The organism is Priestia aryabhattai B8W22 (assembly GCF_000956595.1).
In the GTDB taxonomy this organism is placed as follows: domain Bacteria; phylum Bacillota; class Bacilli; order Bacillales; family Bacillaceae_H; genus Priestia; species Priestia aryabhattai.
Genome location: NZ_JYOO01000008.1, coordinates 25,270 through 41,679 on the forward strand (window position 1 = coordinate 25,270; position 16,410 = coordinate 41,679).

The 16,410-nt window shown below is 37.3% G+C and carries 24 protein-coding genes and 1 pseudogene; 9 read left to right on the plus strand and 16 right to left on the minus strand.

Annotated elements, in window-relative coordinates; translation table 11 throughout:
• Position 1: 1 nt before the first annotated feature.
• Complete coding sequence (locus N178_RS08105) at positions 2-1,006, minus strand: XdhC family protein (RefSeq protein ID WP_045291704.1); 1,005 nt, start codon at positions 1,004-1,006, stop codon at positions 2-4.
• A 184-nt stretch (positions 1,007-1,190) separates the two neighbouring features.
• On the opposite strand from N178_RS08105, the gene N178_RS08110 reads away from it, so the two are divergent.
• Positions 1,191-1,421, plus strand: a complete 231-nt coding sequence (locus N178_RS08110; protein ID WP_045291705.1) for a hypothetical protein — start codon at positions 1,191-1,193, stop codon at positions 1,419-1,421.
• Positions 1,422-1,433: 12 nt separating this feature from the next.
• Positions 1,434-1,667, plus strand: a complete 234-nt coding sequence (locus tag N178_RS08115; protein WP_013057270.1) for a hypothetical protein — start codon at positions 1,434-1,436, stop codon at positions 1,665-1,667.
• Positions 1,668-1,792: 125 nt separating this feature from the next.
• On the opposite strand, the gene N178_RS08120 is transcribed toward N178_RS08115, so the two are convergent.
• On the minus strand, positions 1,793-2,032 hold the full coding sequence (locus tag N178_RS08120) for a hypothetical protein (RefSeq protein WP_013057271.1): 240 nt from the start codon (positions 2,030-2,032) through the stop codon (positions 1,793-1,795).
• A gap of 70 nt (positions 2,033-2,102) precedes the next feature.
• On the opposite strand from N178_RS08120, the gene N178_RS08125 reads away from it, so the two are divergent.
• From N178_RS08125 to N178_RS27790, 3 genes are all read left to right on the plus strand, one after another.
• On the plus strand, positions 2,103-2,576 hold the full coding sequence (locus N178_RS08125) for an Hsp20/alpha crystallin family protein (protein ID WP_045291706.1): 474 nt from the start codon (positions 2,103-2,105) through the stop codon (positions 2,574-2,576).
• 147 nt (positions 2,577-2,723) lie between these two features.
• A complete protein-coding gene (locus tag N178_RS08130; protein WP_045291707.1) occupies positions 2,724-3,620 on the plus strand; it encodes a hypothetical protein in 897 nt (298 codons plus the stop codon).
• Positions 3,621-3,712: 92 nt separating this feature from the next.
• Positions 3,713-3,844, plus strand: a complete 132-nt coding sequence (locus tag N178_RS27790; RefSeq protein ID WP_013057274.1) for a hypothetical protein — start codon at positions 3,713-3,715, stop codon at positions 3,842-3,844.
• A 217-nt stretch (positions 3,845-4,061) separates the two neighbouring features.
• Here the strand turns inward: N178_RS27790 and N178_RS25820 are convergent, their stop codons facing one another.
• From N178_RS25820 to N178_RS08145, 4 genes are all read right to left on the minus strand, one after another.
• Positions 4,062-4,262, minus strand: coding sequence for a hypothetical protein (locus N178_RS25820; RefSeq protein ID WP_080890161.1), 201 nt, complete (start codon positions 4,260-4,262; stop codon positions 4,062-4,064).
• Positions 4,263-4,335: 73 nt separating this feature from the next.
• Complete coding sequence (locus N178_RS08135) at positions 4,336-5,031, minus strand: class I SAM-dependent methyltransferase (RefSeq protein ID WP_045291708.1); 696 nt, start codon at positions 5,029-5,031, stop codon at positions 4,336-4,338.
• A 67-nt stretch (positions 5,032-5,098) separates the two neighbouring features.
• Positions 5,099-5,440 carry a DUF3147 family protein gene (locus N178_RS08140; RefSeq protein ID WP_045291709.1) on the minus strand — a complete coding sequence of 114 codons (342 nt, stop codon included), beginning with the start codon at positions 5,438-5,440 and terminating at the stop codon, positions 5,099-5,101.
• Positions 5,433-5,840: a MarR family winged helix-turn-helix transcriptional regulator gene (locus tag N178_RS08145; RefSeq protein WP_045291710.1), complete on the minus strand. Its 408-nt coding sequence runs from the start codon at positions 5,838-5,840 to the stop codon at positions 5,433-5,435. The genes N178_RS08140 and N178_RS08145 overlap by 8 nt, the downstream gene beginning before the upstream one ends.
• 170 nt (positions 5,841-6,010) lie before the next feature.
• Here N178_RS08145 and pssA point away from each other — a divergent pair, with 170 nt between their 5' ends.
• Positions 6,011-6,502, plus strand: a complete 492-nt coding sequence (pssA, locus tag N178_RS08150; RefSeq protein ID WP_170923481.1) for a CDP-diacylglycerol--serine O-phosphatidyltransferase — start codon at positions 6,011-6,013, stop codon at positions 6,500-6,502.
• A gap of 32 nt (positions 6,503-6,534) precedes the next feature.
• On the opposite strand, the gene N178_RS08155 is transcribed toward pssA, so the two are convergent.
• Complete coding sequence (locus tag N178_RS08155; RefSeq protein ID WP_045291712.1) at positions 6,535-6,762, minus strand: hypothetical protein; 228 nt, start codon at positions 6,760-6,762, stop codon at positions 6,535-6,537.
• A 218-nt stretch (positions 6,763-6,980) separates the two neighbouring features.
• On the opposite strand from N178_RS08155, the gene N178_RS08160 reads away from it, so the two are divergent.
• Entirely contained in the window at positions 6,981-7,739 is a 759-nt protein-coding gene (locus N178_RS08160) for a TrmB family transcriptional regulator (protein WP_045291713.1), read from the plus strand.
• Positions 7,740-7,845: 106 nt separating this feature from the next.
• Positions 7,846-9,015 (plus strand): MFS transporter, encoded by a 1,170-nt coding sequence (locus N178_RS08165; RefSeq protein WP_045291714.1) that lies wholly within the window; start codon positions 7,846-7,848, stop codon positions 9,013-9,015.
• A gap of 47 nt (positions 9,016-9,062) precedes the next feature.
• On the opposite strand, the gene N178_RS08170 is transcribed toward N178_RS08165, so the two are convergent.
• The 7 genes and pseudogenes from N178_RS08170 to N178_RS08195 all read right to left on the minus strand — a co-directional run.
• The gene (locus tag N178_RS08170) at positions 9,063-9,533 is read right to left on the minus strand and encodes a 2-thiouracil desulfurase family protein (protein ID WP_045291715.1); all 471 of its coding nucleotides are present in this window, start codon (positions 9,531-9,533) and stop codon (positions 9,063-9,065) included.
• Between the two features lie 85 nt (positions 9,534-9,618).
• Positions 9,619-10,059, minus strand: a complete 441-nt coding sequence (locus N178_RS08175; protein ID WP_045291716.1) for an Asp23/Gls24 family envelope stress response protein — start codon at positions 10,057-10,059, stop codon at positions 9,619-9,621.
• A 27-nt stretch (positions 10,060-10,086) separates the two neighbouring features.
• A complete protein-coding gene (locus N178_RS08180) occupies positions 10,087-10,296 on the minus strand; it encodes a DUF2273 domain-containing protein (protein WP_045291717.1) in 210 nt (69 codons plus the stop codon).
• A gap of 15 nt (positions 10,297-10,311) precedes the next feature.
• On the minus strand, positions 10,312-10,854 hold the full coding sequence (amaP, locus tag N178_RS08185; RefSeq protein ID WP_016764345.1) for an alkaline shock response membrane anchor protein AmaP: 543 nt from the start codon (positions 10,852-10,854) through the stop codon (positions 10,312-10,314).
• A 147-nt stretch (positions 10,855-11,001) separates the two neighbouring features.
• Positions 11,002-11,832 (minus strand): YihY/virulence factor BrkB family protein, encoded by an 831-nt coding sequence (locus N178_RS08190; RefSeq protein ID WP_013057287.1) that lies wholly within the window; start codon positions 11,830-11,832, stop codon positions 11,002-11,004.
• 491 nt (positions 11,833-12,323) lie between these two features.
• Positions 12,324-12,476, minus strand: coding sequence for a YidH family protein (locus N178_RS28020; RefSeq protein ID WP_420329700.1), 153 nt, complete (start codon positions 12,474-12,476; stop codon positions 12,324-12,326).
• A gap of 206 nt (positions 12,477-12,682) precedes the next feature.
• Positions 12,683-13,020 (minus strand): annotated as a pseudogene (locus tag N178_RS08195) (alanine:cation symporter family protein); the annotation flags it as partial.
• A 473-nt stretch (positions 13,021-13,493) separates the two neighbouring features.
• Between N178_RS08195 and N178_RS08200 the strand changes: the two are divergent.
• On the plus strand, positions 13,494-14,693 hold the full coding sequence (locus N178_RS08200; protein WP_045291817.1) for a multidrug efflux MFS transporter: 1,200 nt from the start codon (positions 13,494-13,496) through the stop codon (positions 14,691-14,693).
• 31 nt (positions 14,694-14,724) lie between these two features.
• Here the strand turns inward: N178_RS08200 and N178_RS08205 are convergent, their stop codons facing one another.
• Together N178_RS08205 and N178_RS08210 are read right to left on the minus strand one after the other, a co-directional pair.
• Positions 14,725-15,024: a TIGR04104 family putative zinc finger protein gene (locus N178_RS08205; protein ID WP_016764349.1), complete on the minus strand. Its 300-nt coding sequence runs from the start codon at positions 15,022-15,024 to the stop codon at positions 14,725-14,727.
• A gap of 152 nt (positions 15,025-15,176) precedes the next feature.
• A complete protein-coding gene (locus tag N178_RS08210) occupies positions 15,177-16,349 on the minus strand; it encodes an MFS transporter (protein ID WP_045291818.1) in 1,173 nt (390 codons plus the stop codon).
• Positions 16,350-16,410 lie beyond the last annotated feature (61 nt).

The window sequence follows — 16,410 nt, forward strand, 5'->3', positions numbered from 1 at the left end:
TTCATCCCTTTTTTTTATCATACATTCGGAGGTTTTGAATTAATTCAGCAAGAATACTAACGGCAATTTCCTGCGGGCCTACCGCTCCTATAGAAAGCCCCACCGGGGAATGAATGCGTGAAGAAATATCAGCATTCAATAATCGAAGTGTTCGCTTTTTAGATCCTAAAACTCCTATATACTTTATAGCTTTTGATTTTAATAGCGAGAGAATTTCTTGATCGCGAGAAAAATTATGCGTCATGATCACAACAAAATCATCGCTTTGAATGGACAATTGTTTGTCTACTTCCTCTGGAAATCCAATATGTATTTCCTCTGCTAGCGGAAAATGTTCCTTATTACATAAAGCCGGTCTCCAGTCGCATAAAGTAATAAAAAAACCCGTATTAGCAGCAAGTGATACTAAATATTTTGCATCGGCACCTGCTCCCCAGATAACTAGACGAGGCTTTGGTTTATATAGATGAGCATATGTGAGCAGGGAGCCATTTGAAAGTTGAATACCACTCTTTCTCCCATTCCAATCATCTGTTGTAAAAGATAATTCGTCGCTATTTGCACCAAATGTTTCGCCTGTCTTTTGTACATAAAAAGAGGTTGTTTGAATAAAGTTTTTGTCTAATTTTTTAATATGTAAAACGGGATTTCGATTATCTAAATGACGTTTTACCCGCAAAAGATTTTGCTTCATCCTCGCAGTTACAGGCTCTAGGAGAATATAGAGAATTCCATTGCAGCCTGCTCCTTGTCCCCATCCTGCGTCACCTTCTTCTTTTAAATTGTACGTAACGGTTAATACGCGCTCAGTGTCGAACAACTCTTTTACGCGCTCGGCAATATCTGCTTCTACACAACCAGCGCTTAACATCCCAATGTTCTCCCCATTTTCTTGAAACAGCATGGACGTTCCTTCTTTTAAATATGAGGATCCTTCTACATGAACAATCGTTGCCAACACGCTTTTTACTGTTGATCTTTCTACAGCATATAAAATTTCGTGCATTTTTATTATTCCCTCCTTTTACTACTAATTTTTTAAAATCTTTTCACGTTTTGTGGAGAACTAAAATACGCTACAGTAGGCTACTTCTGCTCTCGGAATGAATCCATGTATTATTCATATTTTCAAGGAAGCTACAACAAGCTTTTAAAGACTTAGAAGAACTGTCGTTTGAAAGGAGAATAATATGCTATTTGACTCAACAAAAATCAACCTAGGAAAATTGAACGTTCGCAGTGCTGATCAAGCAAGTAATATTTCTATTGGAAATACGTTAAAAGTTACAAGGTATGTCACAGCAAAGAAAAATCAGGCCTTCGGACAGCAGCTCGCTGATCAATGTTTTTCAGCAGGATCTGCTTACAAAACTGTAGATAATGATTATGTAGATGCATTTGCAACAAAAAATGATAAATAAGGAGGAAACCATATGATTTTTTCGCCTATGGTCATTAACTTACAAGCCTTCAAAGTGAACGTTCTGGATAATTCATCCGTTTTAAGCATAGGACCTAATCAGCAGCTTGACGTGTTCGTATCTTATAAACGTAATCAAGGACTAGGAGAATCAAACGGAGATTTTTCTCCAAACGTAACTCCGTTCTCGTGGATTATAGATTCAGATGTAAACGATTCAAACTCAGTTAAAAACAGCGTAATTTAAGCTTCTACACCGCCTCTAACGAACATGACTAGCAGCATACCTTCATCTATTCGTCTATCAGTATTCAATCTGAAGCCTAATAAATATAACCTGCATCTGAACTGGCTATATTTATTAGGCTCTTTCTATGAAATGGGGACTTTTTGAAAAGATGATGGGCTGTCAATTTGATCTCGATCATCGACACAGCTTCTCGTTCCTATAAAGCCGCTATCATCACCGAAATTCTGCCCAAACCCCTGTGTTTTTTTATCTGAATTATTCCAGTCTGCTAGTAAATTCTGTCCGATATTTACTGCAGACGCATTTTCAAAGGAATTTATTTTTAGCATTAAAATATTAATATTTATAGATGCACCTGCCATTTAAACCACCCCCTTTTCAAACTATATTCAAATTCCATCTTTTTATGATGTGTGGTAAGGAGGAAACCATATGGACTTTGATAAACTTATGCAGTGGATGGAATTCGCTAAAAAATATCAAACAAACGACTTTTGGAACGGTGTTTTTGATCAAACTGCTTTTAACGAATTTATGAAAGAAAATATGGATATGAATGTTCAGGATTCACATCAGGCTCCTCAACCTCCTAGAAGTAATTTTCCACCTATCGACATTTATGTTACTCCTCACGAGATCATTGTTATCGCTGACCTGCCTGGCTATCTAAAAGAAAACTTGCACGTTTCTGTTTCAGGCAGCCGGCTTCTATTAAAAGGCTCGCCGCATCCTCTCATTACAGGGCAGCCCGTTGTACAAGAACGACCTTCTGGAGATTTTAACCGAATTATTGAATTGCCAGAGCCTACAGATGCGCATCATCTGCGTGCAAAATTTGAAAATGGACTGCTTATTCTTTCTTATCACAGGCAGTTTTTTCAAGAAGAGCGTATTCATATTGAATAAGGTTTAGTAGTTTTACGAATGAAATTCAGTGCTGCACATAAGCATTTATAAATGCAAAAAATTTAATATTAACTCCTAAACTGGATCAATATGTATTTATCTAACTGTGATTACAGAGAAAATAAGCCCAAGATGAGGAGAAGCGAAATGTCTATGAAAGGATTTTTCAGCCCCAAACAGACTAACCAACATCTTCAAACTGAGCTAGCGGACTTCAAACATCAAATCAAGCGTATTAACACGCTTGAAGTTCACATGAACCGTTTTTTAAAACTCGAACCGCAAATGGGTTCTCTCATAATGCTCAAAAAAAAGCTGGAGGCTCAGCCCGCGCTTTCCAACGATTCTTCATCTTCACAAAGAAGTGCTCATAAAAATACTGAACAAACATATGCAAAAGATATGAAAGAGACTGCTAGGCAGCTTCATTTTTTAAAAGAAAAAGTAGCGCAATTGGAACGAGTCATCTCCACGCAACCCCCTCGCGATAAAAAGATAGAAGCTGTACCTTATATGGATATAACTCGGTTAGTAGAACAATCTGTAGAAAAACAAATGGCTCCTTATATCGAAAAAATGACCGAACTGGATCACAGAGTTTCAGCATTAGAACGCAGCATGTCGCTTTTAACTGAAGTACAGGTGGACATGCTAAAACGGACATCTTCCCTTCAAGAAGAAATAAAATTGATTCATCAAAAAGCGGCACTTTTAGAAAATGCTCCCCCGCCTATTCATATTGATAAATTTTTTCTTGATAAATACGAACAAAACAACAATATTGGCCAAGTTGGCATTAAGGAGCTCGGCGGCGCTTTAAACATCGGAGCTACATACGGAAGTGGAGCTATACCAAAAGATTTCACGGACCAAATCCAAAAAGATATGGAAGAGTTAAAAAACGCTAAATCAGATATTTCTTCTGGTGAAACGAAGCCTGCACAAGAGGATAAAGAGAATTCTTCTTCCACTTTCGAAAAAGAAGAAGCGTATACAGAAGTTCCTATTTTTGATGAAGATGATTCAAAGGAAGAGTCAGTCTAAAAAAGTCATAAAATTATATCTAGTTATGACTAGAATTTTTGCAAGCTATTCTTTACACTATAGGTAATAACTTCAAAAAAGGAGATATGCTGATGCCAAAGCTTTTATGGAGAATAGGTGCTGTCATGTTGCTAATGTGTGGAGGCTTTATCTTTTTATTTATTGCTGCTTCGCAAATGATGGTTCAGCAATACAAACCTTTTTTTAGACGCGAGAGTGCATAACTCTCGCGTTTTTTTATTGAATATTATCCTGTTTATGGAATTAAGAATCAGTGTATGTAAATATGCCGTCGTTCGGCTTAGCTAAAGCGCTTGGATCTGAAACCATAACGAAGCATACTCAAACTGCCAAAAAACGTTTGAATGTTAAAAGAGGTTGAGACATGACGAAATGAATCCAATCTAAAGATAAACAAATGGGATACATGAGCTGAACGGCTTATGACAACGCAGTTGATTTCCGTGCAAGGATTCGCTTTTCGCGGGCAGACGGTGAGCCTCCTCGTCGCTTCCGCTCCTGCGGGGTCTCACCTGTTCCGCTTTTCCCCCAGGAGTCTTCGCCTTGCCCTCCAATCAACTGCTGAAAGGAATGAAACAGATGAAACCTACGTTTACCCTGACAAAAAAACGAACCACTCATCAAACATGTTGATCAAGGGTTCGTTTTTCACTTAGGTTAAAATACTTTTGTCCCAGCTTCTTCATTACATTTGTTATACATATATTTTCAGCATTTGATTGGCACCTTTTTGAAATTCATAGGGGACGTCTGCTATTTCTGTTCCTTTTACTAGAGGCGCAATCTCTTTTAACAACTTCGGCAAATAGGTAGAAATCTTGCCGCTCAGGTCCGTTAAAGGAAACAAGCGCACTTCCTCTTTTGTAACGCGTATCAGTTCTTTTAAAGCCTCTAAATGAAACGCATAATCTAACCGGTCGCTGTACATAAATAAAAAGTTTGCACAAAGCGTTAAATCAAATTCGTTCTTTTGAAACGGCAGATTAGGAAGGGCTCCGTACTGATAGGCTTCGGGGTTCTTTTTCATATGAGCGATACAATCTTTTAATGCTCTTTTTCGGTGTTCAGTTAAATTATCAATAGACGAAAAATACTTCCACACATACTGCTCCTGTACGCGCTGCATTTGATTCATCGTATGAATTAAATCCAAACTTCCCTTTTTTTCAAGCTCTTCTGCCGTAAATGTATAGGCAATATCACAGCTAGTAGCCGTTGTACCTTGCTGCAAGGCATGAGCAGTAAAAGAACAAGCTCCGCTAGCACAATCTAACACTTTTTTTCCTTTTAAGTGCCTTTCATTCAAATTAAACATAGCTTTATACTCTTCAAACGTTCTCCCGATAAAGACAACTCGGTCAATTTCTAACTTTTTCTCTGCTAAACTCAACTCTACTCAGCTCCTATCTTTTGCTTAGACCTTTATTTTACAGAAAATTGGATTAAATTCCAACAGTTTATGTAGTAATTAGTTTAATCACCATCTTTTGAAGGACTAAAAACAGGCCCCAACACATAACTCCTATCGATAAACTCACAAACAAATGAAGGGAGTTCTTTAAACAAATATAGACGACAGCAAGTAATAAAATAGTGCCTGGCAGTCCATAAAGAACGCCGAGTGTAAACTGACTGACCACTTCCTTTTTTTCTCCTTGCACCGATAACCATACAATACTTAGTAAACTCACAATTGGAAGCGCAGCCACAATTCCACCGTATGTCGGAAATCTTTTGGCCATTTCTGTTACCCCTGCAATAATAAGAGCTGATATTAAAATTTTAATCATACTATACATGTTTTGCACGCTCGCTTAATAACTGAAAAGCCTGTTGAATCAGCTGTTTTTCAGATGCTGTCATTTCACGTAAAATAGCTGATATTTTTTCTTCGTCCAAGCTTGAATTTCGTTTTAAGATGTCTTTTCCTGCTTCTGTTAAATGCAGAATTACTTTTCTTTCATCCTGTATATCTCTATTTTTATACACATATCCTTTCTCGATACTTCTCTTTACATGTTCAGATGCCGTATTATGTGAAATAGTTAAATAATCCGCGATTTCTCTTATTCCAACCGCAGATGATTTATCGATATGCTGTAAAAGACTTATGGTTTGGTGCGTAATTTTCTCTTGATGCGTATAGTGCAAATGATAATAAATAGACGTCCAATAGCTGTTTAACTCCTCTACTTTCATGATCCTGCTCCTTTATATCGCATTTTTAGTTATTATCGTATTATACGATATATATTATAGAAATGACAGCCAGTTTTCAATACTCCCTTCTTTTTATCTTGCATCTCACATAATAATACGATTTAACAGTTACACTAATCGTACACACTGTGAAAGGCGGTTGTATGACATTGATTCTTCGACTGTTAAAATGGGTTCCGAATCTCTTTACGATTGGAAATTTGCTAAGCGGCGTATTTTCCATAGCCTTTAATATGAACAGCTACGAACGCTTAGCTGCTATTTTTATTTTTCTAGCCGCTTTTTTCGATTTATTTGACGGCAAAATTGCGAGAAAGCTAAAAGTTAACAGTGAGTTTGGTGTAGAGCTAGATTCTTTAGCTGATATTATAAGCTTTGGCGTAGCGCCTGCAATGTTGTTTCATACTCTTTCTCCTCACTCTTGGCTAACCGTGCTAGCCTTTATGATTTATCCAAGCCTGGGGGCATTAAGATTAGCTAAATTTAGCGCAAATCCAACCGTAGGTTACTTTATAGGGTTGCCTATTCCTTTTCCTGCTCTAATTATCGCACTGCTTGGCATGTTTTATTACGTAAATCCTTATCTTATGATTATTTTAGCTATTTTGATGGTGAGTCCTATTCGAGTAATGAAAATTTAGATGCAATAAAAGACAGACAAAATGCCTGTCTTTTATAGTGTAGTCCATTCTTCACACAGCATTTTATGCTTAAATCTCAGCTCATGTTCTCTTTTTTCAAGCTGAGCTTGTAAAGAAAGCCACTCGCTATTATCAGGTGCTGAGCATAATTTTTCTTCAAGAGACAGTAAGGAATCCAATACGTCTTCCAGCTGAGCAGCAACTTCTCTTTGCTGTTTCATGTTCATTTTTTTCAACAGTAGTTCTTCATTTTTCTTCATTTTTTTCACCTCTTTCTTTTCTTTACCCGATGATGAGTGTTTTAGTATGAAAAACACATAGTTAAAAATAGTTTTATCGCAGTAAAGGCCCTTTAATAGCCTATTTTTTATTTTAATTGATTTTTTAGAACATAGTTTAATGAGATATAATTACAATTAGTAATACTTTTACAAACCGTGATATACTTAAAAAAAGAAAGGATGATGAATAGAGAATTATGCTGCAAAAATTTGGTTTTTCTCAGTATGAAAGTCAAGTATATGAAGCGCTGCTTGCGAATGAAGGTCCGCTGGATGCTAGTTCGATTGTCACGTATTCGCATGTTCCAAAAGCAAAGATTTATGAAGTACTTAATCGTTTAATTGATAAAGGCATTGTAGTAAATACATTGTCTGGGAAAAAGAAACTTTATTCAGCGGTAGCCCTTCAAACCGTCATTCAAAAACTTACTGCTGATTTTGAAAATGACATTAATGAATTAAAAACATATAAAATAAAAAAAACGTTTACAGATGATCATGTTTGGAGCTTAAAAGATAAATCCTCTATTTCTGCTCATATTGAACAATTGATTCAAGAAGCGGAATGTTCTATTATTTTATCGGCTTGGAATGATGAGTTGGAACATTACCGCTCATTGCTCGAAGAAAAAGAGAAACAAGGCGTAAACGTCGAGGTCTTAACCATAGGAAACTTGCAGACTGCCCTCAAACATTTACATACATTAAATCCAATAGATGATCATAAAAACCTTGAGCCGTCGCAGTTGATTATTGTGGACGATGCTTACCTTTTATTTGCGGGCATTGAACATGACACCTGGAAAGCAATAAAAACCATGTCGCAGCCGCTTGTAAAAGTTTTTGCTGACTTCTTTTATCATGACGTCGCACTTACCCATATTACAAAGAAATATCAAGAGCAGCTTCTTCAAGATTCTGAGATCATGGAGCTGCTTACTCGACTGCGTTATTAAAAAAAGGTTACTAATTCATTAGTAACCTTTTTAATATTACCTATTGAAATCCTCTCTTAAAAAGGTTACTATTCTAGTTGTAACTTTTTAAAGAGGGGGTTTTTTGATGAATAAAAAAGTTTACATACTTGCGATTGCTTCCTTTGTTGTTGGAACGGTCGAATTAATTCTAGGAGGCATCTTAGACTTAATTGCCGATGCATTTCATGTATCATTAGCAAAAGCAGGTTATTTAATCTCTATTTATTCGTTTGTTTATGCCTTGTCTGCGCCGATTTTACTAAATGTGACGGCTAAGATAGAGCGTAAAAAAGTTTATATGTGGACATTATTTATTTTCTTATTGAGCAATGTATTTTCAGCCTACAGTTCGGGCTATTATATGCTACTAATTGGACGTATTCTTGCTGCTGCAAGCGGCTCTTTTATCATTGTATTATCTACCACAATGGCTTCTAGAATGGTAAAACCTGAATATCAAGGCAGAGCAATTGGCATCGTATTTATGGGAATCAGCGGCTCACTTGTTTTAGGCATTCCTCTTGGTATTTTGATTGGAAATGCTCTTGGCTGGCGTCAAGTATTTGTTATGATTGCAATTTTGACTGCCATTATTATGATTACCGTTTGGTTTACAATGGAGCGTCTAGCTCCTGCTCCAATTGTACCGTTAAAAACTCAGGTAAAAGCTTTACGCAATAAAAAAATGCTCGCTATTCACCTAGCAACATTGTTTGTACTTGCGGGCCATTTAACGCTTTACGCGTACTTCACGCCATTTTTACAAGAAACGCTAGGATTAAATACAACGATGGTAACCATTATTTATGGTATTTTCGGTCTTGCTGCCGTGGCAGGAGGAGGACTTGGAGGAGCTGTTTCTGATAGATGGAACCCTTCTTCGTCTGTTATCACCATGATTGCTCTCTTTTTTATTAGCATGATTGCTATGCCTTTTGGCGTTCATTTGCCATTTGTTGTGTTCTTGCTTCTTATGATTATTTGGAGTGCGCTCAGCTGGGCGGTCTCACCTGCTCAAAGCAATTTAATTATTCATAGTGCACGCGACACGTCGGACATTTTAATCAGCACCAATGCAGCGATTTCACACGTGGGAATTGCAATCGGCTCCTATGTTGGAGGAATTATCGTTAATCAATACTCTGTTGTTTATAACGGCTGGGTCGGCTCTATTTTTGTCTTGCTTGGCCTTTTCTGCTCTCTTTATGCTGTAACACGAACAGAAAGCACAGCAGATACGCTTCACAGTAAATAAGATTTTATAAAAAAAAGCGTACACACATGGTGTACGCTTTTTTTGTATTATGATTGATCTTCATGCATTTCAGCAGCAAATTGAGATTCTGCCATAACGATAAAACCATGCTTTCTTAGCAACGCCGTCGTTACCCCTTCACCGGCTATTTTAACACCTAGAAATGCTCCGTTATATATCTGTTCACTTCCGCATGAAGGACTGTTTTCTTTTAGAACAATAATAGTTGCTTTTATTTCTTTTGCGATGTTCAGTGCCTTATAGGCCCCGTCTATGTATATATCTGTCACGTCTTTTCCTGATCGTTCAACAACTCGCGCATGTCCGTTTATTACGTCTATTCCCGTTCCTTTTATAATTTCTGCCGGTTCTCTAGGCGTGTGAAACCCACCTAACAGTTCCGGACACATCATCACCGCTTCTTTATTTTCAATAAGCGCTTCAATTTCCTTAACCAAGGCACTGCTTCCGTTATATCTGCACCCTTGACCTGCTAAGCAGGAACTAACTAAAATCACAGAATTTTCCCTCCCCTCCAAAAAAACACTTCTCATTCATCATACAAAGAATATATGATGAATGGAAGTGTTTACCTTTTATATTTTATTCAAGATCACGCTTTGACTCCTGCTCTTTGTCTCGATCCGTTTTCGCTTCAAATTCAGAGCGAGTCATTACGTCCTCTACGTGCATATTTACTTCTACTACCTCTAATCCCGTCATATCGTGAACTGATTTTTTTACGTTATTAACAGTTTCAGAGAAAATGGATGGAACATTTTTTCCGTATTCGACAATTACTTTTAAATCAAGGGCAACTTGCTTTTCTCCTACTTCAGCGTTAATCCCTTTTGTGATATCTTCAGTGCTGCGGAAGCGATCTGTTAAGCCGCTCATAAATCCGCCGCTCATTGATAAAATTCCTTTAATTTCATTAGCTGAAATTCCAGCAATTTTTTTAATGACTTGATCTTCAAATGTTAATGTATTTTGATTTGTATTTTCCTGAGATTTTACTGCTGTATTTGTTTCATTGACTGCCATAACGAACATCTCCCTTAAAGTGATTTTCTATCTTCCTTTAGTAAAGAATCCTACCCAAGTATTCAGGTCTAAATGACCATCTCGCCACTTCCCGATTACATAACCAATTCCCATAAAAGCTACAATTAGCAGCGTGGGACCAAAACCAATTGTTAATAGCAAAATTGCCAACACTAAACCTGCCAGAATACCAAGTACCCGGCCACGGTACGGAATCAATTTATCTGGAGTACTCATTATGTCCCTCCTTCATCACACAACACGCTCTTTCTTTCGTGTTTGTGTATCTGTTAAGTCAATACGGACGGAGTGAACGGGAAGCTCCAGTAAGGCCTCCACGGCGCGTTTTGTTTCAAGCTGCATCTCTTTTCCTAGTGTCGGTAGTCCATCTCGTCCAAACAACGAACAGTTGATATACAGACTAACTTTTTCTTTGCGAGAATGAATAGAGGCCTGGACTTCAGGAGAGCGTATTCCCTGAAAGCTTCTAATTGCTCGTAAAGCTGTAGATTCGATCGTTGCTTTAGAAATTGTTATTTTGCCTTCACCAGTTACAATTGCTAAATTCTTTTTAGGCGGTCTGCTAAATATGCCTGTTAAAAGAAAAATAATAAAAATAACTGCTAAAAATGCGCTTATTGACAAAATTGTGTAGTAAAACCACTCCTGATGCCGCCACTTTTCTAACCAGTTTGAAAGGTGAGGAACCCTATAGACCATCAGTGCTAACATACCGGAACAAATCAGTCCTGCAATTCCAATAATTGCGATTAAAAACCGATTAAAATTATTCAATTTTCCACCTCATCTCAACGTAAACTCCTACTGCTTTTTTGTTGTGTGTACAGGAAAAGGTAACGAGATATTCAATAGGTACCCGCAATATTTTTTTGATAAACTTTCTAACTGTAAAACTGAATATAAAAAAACGACTAGGTTTCCCTAGTCATTTTCCGCGTCTCTATATGTCGTCTTGTGAGCTTTGATGAACTTATTACCGTTTATTAAACCGCCAATTAATAAAATAGCGGCCGTTAAATAAAACCAGACCATTAAAATAATAATACTTCCAAGCTGACCATAGATTTGTGAGTAGCTTCCAAACTGGACATAGTATCCAAATCCGGTAGATACAACTTGCCATCCTAGCGTGGAGAAAACAGCTCCTGGAAGTACATCTTTCCACGTTACTCTTGCACTTGGCATCAGCTTGTAAAAAAGAATAAAAAAGCCTAATAAAAACAATGTCCCAATTCCCCATCTAATTGTTGTCCAGCTTTGAAACCATATATCAGGAACATGGACTTTTGTTAGGACCAAATGTCGAATGACCTCTTCAATAATTGGTACGAACAATGAAATAGCTACCACAACCATAAAACCAAAAGTCAAAATTAAATCATTGATTAAACCGCGCAAAAACGTTTGTTTTCTTTGAATATGATAGGCGTCATTTAACGAGCGAACCAAAGATTGTATAGCCATAGATGCGAGCCAAAAAGTCGCCAATAAACTAAAAGATAAAACTTTTTTTCCGCTATTGTTAACTGTTTCAATTGACCGTTCAATTACGTCGTAGGCGCTTTTAGGCGTAAATGGTTCAATAAATATCAGCAAATTGTTTGTGTCAATTGGAAAGAAACTCAGCAGAGAAAAAAGAAAGATAATAAACGGCACAAAAGATAACAAAAAATAGTAGGCTGTTTGAGCAGCCTGATCAAAGAAACGCTCCGTAAAAAAACGAGCGGCAACGGTCTTAGATGTTTGAATCATACAGCGTTCTCCTTTACTTTCGCTTCACCCTGTAGTGAAATTTATATTCAATTTTCATGTTCAACATGGATTAGATAAGTTTCGGCTTATAAAGCTTTCCTTTTCCATTATCCGCCGTTAACAAAGAATTTAACCTGTAAAATTATACAGCCGGTTCATAAAGAAGATATTATTATAATTACATCTGCCATTACCACCATATCAATAGATCTTCTTTTTCTTTCATAAAACCGTAAATTCTTTGGGACTGTATTTTCTTTTTTCTTACATCTTAAACTTTTTACGCTATGTTAAAAAAGTAAAATATAAGAGCACCGATCAGCATCAGCATAATCATTGAAACAAAAATAACCAAAGCGTGAGAAGATTGATACGTTTGGCTGTTAATTTTTTCGCGGGTTGAAAAATAATGATAGGTTGAGAAAACAAGCAAACCTGCACTTGCAGCTAAAGAAAAGATGATAACAGCAATAATAAGAGTATCGGCTGCTTCACTTTATTTTTTTTCCTGAATTGAAATGCACGCCGCCTGCAACAAAACCAATGCCGAGTGTAGCAATAGACGTTCGAATCCACGCTAAATACGTTCGTTCATTTGCTAAATGCTGCTGAATATAAATGGATTCATTTTCTTTTTTAGTTATTTACATACCACCGTCCTTTTACATGTCTTCTGTTATAAATAAATGCTCAAACGAAAATAAATTGAGGACGCTTCATGCCACATTATACCCGAAAAGAAGGAATCATTACCATTTTCAAGCGGTCGAAAGAGCTGCTTCACAAACTAAAAAAAGCCAACGGGATAACCCCAGCTGACTTTTTTGATTTATGAAACATTTTCTTTATCTTTTACTTTATAAATTTGAGCAAGTGTTGATTCAATAAATGCACTAGCTGAACCTATAAAAGCAATAAACCACATCCAAAAAACTGCTCCTGGACCACCGAATGCAATTGCTGTTGCAACTCCCGCAATGTTTCCAACTCCTACGCGCCCTGATAAAGCAAGTGTTAACGCTTGGAAAGACGAAACGCCCGACTCTGAACTTTTTCCATTAAACAATAAAATAACCATATCTTTCAAATACCGAACTTGTACAAATCTAGTGAGAATAGTAAATAAAAGCCCCACTCCTATACATAGATAAAGGTACTCCAAATCATTTCACTTATTGTACTAATCATCTGTTCCAATATGAAGTCCCCCTTAAAACACTCTGCACATTATGAATAATGAGAACATAGTTTTAATATAAAGTTAAAAAACAGAAAATTCACTCCATTTATCAGGTTGTTTTACACATTATTTAATAGATAGCCAACATTTGCGGAGACAACATATATTTTGGGCACCTTATCTGACACGTTTTTCGATACAGCATGAGTTCTTTACATATTCCCTACTGTTAGAGCATAAGGTAATGAGGGAACCAAGGGTCACTTTATGTTCTAAGCCGAGTGTAAACAAAGCATATCTTTCTATTTTCATTTCACGTTAATAGTTCACTAAGTAAATCATTTTATTTTTAAACATTTCTGATATATGGTATAATTTAAACCGATAAAAAGATGCTGCATGTATGCTAAAAGAGCAGGCCGTATGGTTTCGCTCTTTTGTTGTTTTCACGCCATGCGGCACTACGAAAGAAGGAAATAGAATGGAATTATGGAAACGAAACTTGTACATTTGCTGGTTCGGTTCTTTTTGCACCACGGCCGGGATGAGTTTAGTTATTCCGTTTTTACCGCTTTATATTGAAAAGCTGGGAGTTCACGATACGAGCTCCATCAGCAGATGGGCTGGTATTGCATTTGGAGCTACCTTTTTAATGGCAGCTATTGTTTCTCCTTTATGGGGAAGTTTGGCCGATAAATACGGGCGAAAGCTTATGCTCCTTCGGGCAAGCTTGGGTATGGCAATTGTTATGACTTCTATTGGTTTTGTACAAAATGTCTATCAGCTTGTCGGACTGCGCTTTTTAATGGGGGCCGTTTCCGGCTTCATCTCTGCGGCCATTACGTTAGTAGCGACTCAAACACCTAAAGAGCACAGCGGTAAAGCATTAGGGACGTTGTCTACAGGTGCTGTATCAGGATCTTTATTAGGACCGCTAGTAGGCGGCTACTTAGGAGATACAATTGGATTGCGCCACGTCTTTTTCGTAACGGGCGCATTTATGTTTTTGTCTTTTTTAATTGTAAATTTAATTCAAGAAGACAAAAAAGAGGCGGCGAAAACGACGAAAGAATCTAACATTGGGTTACTTTCTCTTAAGAATTCAAAGGCCGTGATTGGTGTATTTGTTACAACTTTTTTACTCCAGCTTGCGGTTATGGCTATTCAGCCAATCGTTACACTGTATGTAAAACAACTGTCTACTCATACCGATCACCTTGCCCTTATTTCAGGTTTTGTCGTGGCGGCAACAGGAATATCAAATATTTTAGCTGCATCCAGACTTGGCAAAGTCAGCGATCGCGTTGGGCCTCAAAATGTGCTTCAAATATGCCTGCTCATCGTAGCGGTTATTTGCGGCTTACAGGCCTTTGTGCATAGTACTTGGCAGCTATTCTTACTGCGTTTTTTACTCGGTTTTGCAATGGGAGGATTGTTACCTTCTATTAATTCTTATTTAAAGAAAATTGTGCCGGACTCGATTACAGGTAAAATGTTTGGCTATAATCAAACAGCACAATACTTCGGGAATTTAGCCGGTCCAGTTATTGGCGGACAAATTGCCGGAGCTAAAGGAATTCCTTATGTATTCTTAACAACGAGTGTTCTTCTACTGTTGAATGCTGGGTGGGTGTATTATCAGCGCCATCATGGACAACAGCTAGACGGTAAAGCCGCATAAAAAACCTTCCGTTTAACGGAAGGTTTTTTTATTACCACAAGGGTTCTTCTTCGCTGCTTACTTCATAAGAAAGTGGCATCATAACAACCGCTGCTATGAAGAAAATAAGCTCCGCGACAACAATGGATGGAAAGGAAAAGTCAAATAGGGAGAGAATAAGCCAAATAATAAGGGGTGCAAATGAGTAGATTGATAATCGCTTTTGGGATTTTGCAGAGATATACTGTTGTTTGTCACAGTGTGGGCATTCTAAAACGTTTCTAAATGTTAACAGTTGTTTAAAGGTTGTCCTCCAGTTCCATTTATGATTACAATTTTGACAGGTGGCCATGGGCATCACGCTCCTAAAAAGATTTATGTACATATAAAGTATACGTACAAGTTGGTAAAGAGTTTCATTTTTATGATTAAAAACGTTTTTACTATTATAACATAAAACAAAATAAAAGGCTTTTTACAGGAAAAAGCCTTTTATTTCAACGTTTATTTAGATACAGCTTCATTCGTTTGAGAAGTTGTTCTTACTTTTATAACCATAATAACAAAAGCTAACAACCCAAGAATCGCTGCTACGAGAAAAGGAGCTTGAGGCGCTACGGCATTGCCAATAACTCCTGATAATAAAGGAGCAAACGCTGCACCTAACCACCTTAAGAAATTATATCCTCCAGATGTAATTCCTCGTTCATAAGGAGATACTTCCATGACATGACTCGTAAATAATGCATTATTAAGTCCTGATACAAGACCTGCTGCCATGATTAAAACAATGCGCAACCATGTTGCATCAAAGGCAAATAAACAAATTAAAATAAGTGAAAAAACAATTAAGCTAACGTGTAACACTTGTTTTGGCTGATATCTTTTTTCTAACTGATGTGCTAAAACCGCTGAGCCATAAGCTAAACATAATCCCCATCCAAAGAAAACAAAACCAATTTGAAGAGCTCCGATCGATAGAATAAGCGGCGTATAAGCTAACACTGTAAAAAATCCGTAGTAATAAAGCATGCCTGATACAGCGCCTTGAGTAAATGGTTTTAATTTATAAAGTTTAACCATATCTTTAAAACCCGCTGCTTTACGAGGCTTAGTGCTTGTAGGCTGTTTAACAATCGTTAATACTAAAATAAAGGCGATAAAAATTAAAGCACTTGTACCGAAAAAAGGCAATCTCCAAGAAGCATTTCCTAACACGCCTCCTACAAGCGGTCCTCCGGCCATTCCCAAACCAATTGCAGCTTCATATAATCCTACTGCTTTTTTCACTTCACCTGATAATGCAATAAGCAGCGTCATAGCTGTTGCAAAGAAAAACGAATTACCAAGTCCCCATCCTGCTCGGAAAATGGAAAGCTGAGGAATATTGTTAGAAAACCCGCATAGCGCTGCAAAAATCGTCACAATGATAAGTCCTGTTACCATCAAACGCTTGTCTCCTACACGTGATGCTAAGATGCCTGCTGGAATCATCATAATAGCCATCATTAACAAGTAGGAAGTAAATAACATTTCTACTTGCCAATGGGAAGCTCCAATTTGCTTAGCAATCTCTGGTAAAATCGGATCTACTACCCCGATCCCCATAAACGCTAAAAAAGTAGCTACTACCGTAATAATTTGACCTAATCGGTTATTTGAATGCTGTCCTTCCACTCTTTCATCTCTCCTTTTGTTTTTGTTTTTGTTTTTTCTATGTATTTCCATAGCAGATTCT

What these genes read in the sequence shown, in the direction of transcription:
- N178_RS08105 (WP_045291704.1), bottom strand. Translation starts at nt 1,006, where the DNA reads ATGCACGAAATTTTATATGCTGTAGAAAGATCAACAGTAAAAAGCGTG.
- N178_RS08110 (WP_045291705.1), top strand. Translation starts at nt 1,191, where the DNA reads ATGCTATTTGACTCAACAAAAATCAACCTAGGAAAATTGAACGTTCGC.
- N178_RS08115 (WP_013057270.1), top strand. Translation starts at nt 1,434, where the DNA reads ATGATTTTTTCGCCTATGGTCATTAACTTACAAGCCTTCAAAGTGAAC.
- N178_RS08120 (WP_013057271.1), bottom strand. Translation starts at nt 2,032, where the DNA reads ATGGCAGGTGCATCTATAAATATTAATATTTTAATGCTAAAAATAAAT.
- N178_RS08125 (WP_045291706.1), top strand. Translation starts at nt 2,103, where the DNA reads ATGGACTTTGATAAACTTATGCAGTGGATGGAATTCGCTAAAAAATAT.
- N178_RS08130 (WP_045291707.1), top strand. Translation starts at nt 2,724, where the DNA reads ATGTCTATGAAAGGATTTTTCAGCCCCAAACAGACTAACCAACATCTT.
- N178_RS27790 (WP_013057274.1), top strand. Translation starts at nt 3,713, where the DNA reads ATGCCAAAGCTTTTATGGAGAATAGGTGCTGTCATGTTGCTAATGTGT.
- N178_RS25820 (WP_080890161.1), bottom strand. Translation starts at nt 4,262, where the DNA reads ATGAGTGGTTCGTTTTTTTGTCAGGGTAAACGTAGGTTTCATCTGTTT.
- N178_RS08140 (WP_045291709.1), bottom strand. Translation starts at nt 5,440, where the DNA reads ATGTATAGTATGATTAAAATTTTAATATCAGCTCTTATTATTGCAGGG.
- N178_RS08145 (WP_045291710.1), bottom strand. Translation starts at nt 5,840, where the DNA reads ATGAAAGTAGAGGAGTTAAACAGCTATTGGACGTCTATTTATTATCAT.
- N178_RS08155 (WP_045291712.1), bottom strand. Translation starts at nt 6,762, where the DNA reads ATGAAGAAAAATGAAGAACTACTGTTGAAAAAAATGAACATGAAACAG.
- N178_RS08160 (WP_045291713.1), top strand. Translation starts at nt 6,981, where the DNA reads ATGCTGCAAAAATTTGGTTTTTCTCAGTATGAAAGTCAAGTATATGAA.
- N178_RS08165 (WP_045291714.1), top strand. Translation starts at nt 7,846, where the DNA reads ATGAATAAAAAAGTTTACATACTTGCGATTGCTTCCTTTGTTGTTGGA.
- N178_RS08175 (WP_045291716.1), bottom strand. Translation starts at nt 10,059, where the DNA reads ATGGCAGTCAATGAAACAAATACAGCAGTAAAATCTCAGGAAAATACA.
- N178_RS08180 (WP_045291717.1), bottom strand. Translation starts at nt 10,296, where the DNA reads ATGAGTACTCCAGATAAATTGATTCCGTACCGTGGCCGGGTACTTGGT.
- N178_RS08190 (WP_013057287.1), bottom strand. Translation starts at nt 11,832, where the DNA reads ATGATTCAAACATCTAAGACCGTTGCCGCTCGTTTTTTTACGGAGCGT.
- N178_RS08200 (WP_045291817.1), top strand. Translation starts at nt 13,494, where the DNA reads ATGGAATTATGGAAACGAAACTTGTACATTTGCTGGTTCGGTTCTTTT.
- N178_RS08205 (WP_016764349.1), bottom strand. Translation starts at nt 15,024, where the DNA reads ATGGCCACCTGTCAAAATTGTAATCATAAATGGAACTGGAGGACAACC.